This is a genomic window from Rhodovulum sp. (genome assembly GCF_011048875.1).
Taxonomy (GTDB): Bacteria; Pseudomonadota; Alphaproteobacteria; order Rhodobacterales; family Rhodobacteraceae; genus Rhodovulum; species Rhodovulum tesquicola.
Window position 1 is genome coordinate 1 of sequence record NZ_DSDD01000327.1, and the last position, 4108, is coordinate 4108.

General features: G+C 66.8%; 5 protein-coding genes. 3 read left to right on the top strand and 2 right to left on the bottom strand.

Going from position 1 to position 4108, the window contains the following annotated elements; translation table 11 throughout:
- Positions 1-170 precede the first annotated feature (170 nt).
- Positions 171-737, bottom strand: coding sequence for a nucleotide exchange factor GrpE (gene grpE, locus ENN83_RS11460; RefSeq protein ID WP_287187160.1), 567 nt, complete (start codon positions 735-737; stop codon positions 171-173).
- Positions 738-740: 3 nt separating this feature from the next.
- Entirely contained in the window at positions 741-1781 is a 1041-nt protein-coding gene (hrcA, locus tag ENN83_RS11465; RefSeq protein WP_414707656.1) for a heat-inducible transcriptional repressor HrcA, read from the bottom strand.
- 149 nt (positions 1782-1930) lie between these two features.
- Here hrcA and rph point away from each other — a divergent pair, with 149 nt between their 5' ends.
- The 3 genes from rph to hemW form a co-directional block, all read left to right on the top strand.
- Entirely contained in the window at positions 1931-2647 is a 717-nt protein-coding gene (gene rph, locus ENN83_RS11470) for a ribonuclease PH (protein WP_287187164.1), read from the top strand.
- A gap of 3 nt (positions 2648-2650) precedes the next feature.
- A complete protein-coding gene (gene rdgB, locus ENN83_RS11475; protein ID WP_287187167.1) occupies positions 2651-3259 on the top strand; it encodes an RdgB/HAM1 family non-canonical purine NTP pyrophosphatase in 609 nt (202 codons plus the stop codon).
- Positions 3249-4108 (top strand): radical SAM family heme chaperone HemW (hemW, locus tag ENN83_RS11480; protein WP_287187169.1); only part of this gene is annotated, 860 nt, incomplete at its 3' end. The genes rdgB and hemW, both read left to right, overlap by 11 nt.

Genomic DNA, 4108 nt, shown 5'->3' on the forward strand with positions numbered 1-4108 from the left:
CAAAGGGGGCTGATCGACGATCTGCCACTGTTCTCGGCGGTCCGGGCCGCCCCGCCGCAGAACCGCCCTTCTGCCCTGGAACAGATGCTCGCCGAGGTGCATCCCGACGAGCTGTCCCCGCGCGAGGCGCTGGAGCTGGTGTACGCGTTGAAGGCGCTTGCCGACCGCGACTAGGAGGCCGGCGTCGAGGACACACCGACCTGCGCGGGGCGCAACAGGCGGTCGTGCAGCGTGAAGCCGACCGTCATCACCTGGATGATCTCACCGGCCTTCGTTCCGGGCACCGACGCCTCGAACATCGCCTGGTGCATCTGCGGGTCGAACGTATCGCCAACCTCGGGCGCCACGCGCTCGATCCCGTGCTTGGAAAAGACGTTCAGCAGCTCGCGCAGGGTCAGCTCGACCCCTTCGAGGAACGCCTTTTGCGCCTCGCGCTGTTCCTCGGTCACGATATCCAGCGCGCGCGACAGGTGGTCATAGACCGGCAGGATGTCGCGGGCGAGCTTGGCCCCGCCGTAATTCTCGGCCTCGCGCCGGTCGCGGTCGGCCCGCTTGCGCGAGTTCTCGGCATCGGCCAGCGCCCGCATGAAACGGTCGCGCAGTTCATCCCGCTCGGCGCGGAGGTTCGCGATCTCGTCGGCCTCAGGGTCGGCCTGGACTTGGTCGGTCTCTTCCGTGCTCTCGTCTCCGGGCGCCTCGATGTCGATCTCGATCTCTTTCTTCTCTGCGTCAGCCATGTCTTATCCCTTGCCCCGGTCGGAAATCAGCTTTCCGACCAGCTGTGCCGTATAGTCCACGACGGGCACGATCCGCCCGTAGTTCAGCCGGGTCGGCCCGATCACGCCAACGGCTCCGATGATCTTCCGGTCAGCGTTCATATATGAAGAGACCACCAGAGAGGAACCCGAAAGTGAAAAAAGCTTGTTTTCGGAGCCAATGAAGATGCGCACGCCCTCGCCTTCCTCGGCAAGCTCAAGGAACTCGACGATGTCGCGCTTGCGTTCCAGATCGTCGAACAGGGTGCGGATGCGGTCCAGTTCCTCGGCCTCGGCGCTGTCGGCCAGCAGGTTCGCCCGGCCGCGCACGATCAGCCGCTCATGCGGCTCGCCCTTGTTCTCCCAGACGGCAAGCCCGGCCTCGACCATCACGCGGGCCAATTCGTTCAACTCGCGGCGACGGCGCGCGATCTCGACCTGCATCACGTCGCGCAACTCGCTGAGGGTCTTGCCGGCGGCCAGGGCGTTCAGGAAATTCGCCGCCTCGCGCATGGAGGACGGCGTCTGGCCCGGCGCGGGCTCGAAGATGCGATTCTCGACATGGCCATCGGCAAAGACCAGAACCGTCAGCGCCCGGTCGGGGGCAAGGCTCACGAACTCGATATGCTTGATCGGCGCCTCGTGTTTCGGCGCCAGGACCAGCGACGCCCCCCGCGTCACGCCCGACAGCGCCGCGCCGACCCGGTCCAGCATCACGCCCATATCGCGTTCGTTGCTGTCCAGCGTCGCGTCGATCTTTTCTCGATCCTCGCTCTCAAGCTCGCGCATTTCCAGCAGGCCATCGACGAACATGCGCAGGCCGAGCTGCGTGGGTATCCGCCCGGCCGAGACATGCGGGCTGTCCAGAAGGCCGAGGAATTCCAGGTCCTGCATCACGTTGCGGATGGTGGCGGCGCTGACCTTCTCGCTCATGGTGCGGGTCAGCGTGCGCGAGCCCACCGGATCGCCGGTTTCCAGATAGCCCTCGACCACCCGGCGGAAGACCTCGCGCGAGCGGTCGTTCATCTCGTCGAGAAGTCGCGGGGTCTCGGTCACCTTCGGCAGTCCTCCTGAAAAGCGCGGTAATTAAAGGACAACGCAGCGTTGCGTCAATCGGGCTTGCATCGGCCCCCCTCTCGTGGGAGCAAAGCGCCGAACCCGAGAGAGGATATGCCATGCGCCCGTCAGGCCGTGATGTAAGCGAAATGCGCCCCGTTTCAATCGAGACCGGCGTGACGAAACATGCCGAAGGGTCGTGCCTGATCCGGATCGGCGACACCCGTGTGCTTTGCACCGCTTCGCTGGAAGAGCGCGTCCCGCCGTTTCTCAAGAACTCGGGGCTGGGCTGGGTGACGGCGGAATACGGGATGCTGCCGCGCGCGACCACGACGCGGATGCGGCGCGAGGCGTCTGTGGGCAAGCAGGGCGGGCGCACGGTGGAAATCCAGCGGTTGATCGGGCGGTCGCTGCGGGCGGGTGTCGATCGGGTGGCGCTGGGCGAGCGGCAGATCACCGTCGATTGCGACGTGATCCAGGCCGACGGCGGCACGCGCTGCGCCGCGATCACCGGCGGCTGGGTGGCGCTGCGGCTGGCGGTGAACAAGCTGATGAAGACGGGCGAGGTGATCTCGGACCCGATGACCGATCCGGTGGCGGCGGTGTCCTGCGGGATCTATGCCGGCCAGCCCGTGCTGGATCTGGACTATCCCGAAGACAGCGAGGCGGGCGTCGACGGGAACTTCGTGATGACCGGCTCGGGCCGGCTGATCGAGGTGCAGATGTCCGCCGAGGGCGCCACCTTCTCGCGCGAGCAGATGGACAAGCTGCTGGCGCTGGCCGAGCAGGGCGTGGCCGATCTGGTCGCGGCGCAAAGGGCAGCGGTCGGGGGCTGAGCCATGCGCCGTTTCACGGGCGACAGGCTGCTGGTGGCGACCCACAACCGCGGCAAGCTGGAAGAGATCGCGCATCTGCTGGAGCCGCACGGCATTTCCGTGGTCGGCGCGGCCGAGATGAACCTGCCCGAACCCCCCGAGACCGAGGACAGTTTCATCGGCAATGCCCGGATCAAGGCCCATGCCGCCGCCAAGGCCACCGGCCTGCCCGCTCTGGCCGATGACAGCGGGCTTTCGGTCGATGCGCTGGGCGGTGCGCCGGGGGTGCATACGGCGGATTGGGCCGAAACAGGGTCTGGTCGCGATTTCGGAATGGCGATGGAACGGGTCTGGCGCGAGCTTCAGGCAACCGGAACGCCAGCGCCCTACTCCGCGCGGTTTTCCTGCACTTTCGTCCTCGGCTGGCCCGATGGGCAGGATGAGGTTTTCGTGGGCGAGGTGCCAGGCCGCATCGTCTGGCCGGGCCGCGGCGATCAGGGCCACGGCTATGATCCGATTTTTCAGCCGGACGGGTTCGACGTGACCTTTGCCCAGATGGACCGCTGGGAAAAGAACCGGATCAGCCATCGCGGCCGCGCCTTCGAAAAGCTGGTGCGGTCCATTGGCGGCTGAGGACTGGCAGGCGGGCGGCTTCGGGCTGTATGTCCACTGGCCGTTCTGCCTGTCGAAATGCCCCTATTGCGACTTCAACTCCCATGTCGCGGCCAGCATCGACATGGGCGAATGGCAACGCGCCTACCTGTCCGAGATCCGCCGCATCGGCGCCGAAACCGGCCCGCGCACGCTGACCAGCGTCTTTTTCGGCGGCGGAACGCCCAGCCTGATGGCACCCGACCTGGTGGCCGCGATCCTGGACACCGTGCGCGCGACATGGCCTTGCGCGAACGACATGGAAGTGACGCTGGAGGCCAATCCCGGCTCGGTCGAGGCGGGCCGGTTCGCCGGGTATCGCGATGCGGGCGTGGGCCGGGTATCGCTGGGCGTGCAGGCGCTGAACGATGCCGACTTGGGCCGTCTGGGCCGGTTGCACTCTGCGGCCGAGGCGCGCGCCGCCTTCGACATCGCGCGCAACACGTTCGAGCGGGTGAGCTTCGACCTGATCTATGCAAGGCAGGACCAGTTGCTTGCCGATTGGCAGGCAGAACTTGGGCAGGCGCTGGCGCTGGGCGTCGATCACCTGTCGCTTTACCAGCTGACGATCGAGCCCGGCACGGCCTTCGGCGATCGGCACGCAAGGGGCGGACTGCGCGGCCTTCCCGATGACGACCGCGCCGCCGACATGTATCTGGCCACGCAGGAGATCTGCGCCGCCGCTGGCCTGCCCGCCTATGAGGTGTCGAACCACGCCCGGCCCGGCGCGGAATCACGGCACAACCTGATCTATTGGCGCTATGGCGATTATGCCGGAATCGGCCCCGGCGCCCATGGCCGCCTGACGTTGGACGGTCGGCGCTGGGCAAC

Coding starts and splice junctions, on each gene's coding strand:
- grpE (WP_287187160.1), bottom strand. CDS start 737: ATGGCTGACGCAGAGAAGAAAGAGATCGAGATCGACATCGAGGCGCCC.
- hrcA (WP_414707656.1), bottom strand. CDS start 1,781: ATGAACGACCGCTCGCGCGAGGTCTTCCGCCGGGTGGTCGAGGGCTAT.
- rph (WP_287187164.1), top strand. CDS start 1,931: ATGCGCCCGTCAGGCCGTGATGTAAGCGAAATGCGCCCCGTTTCAATC.
- rdgB (WP_287187167.1), top strand. CDS start 2,651: ATGCGCCGTTTCACGGGCGACAGGCTGCTGGTGGCGACCCACAACCGC.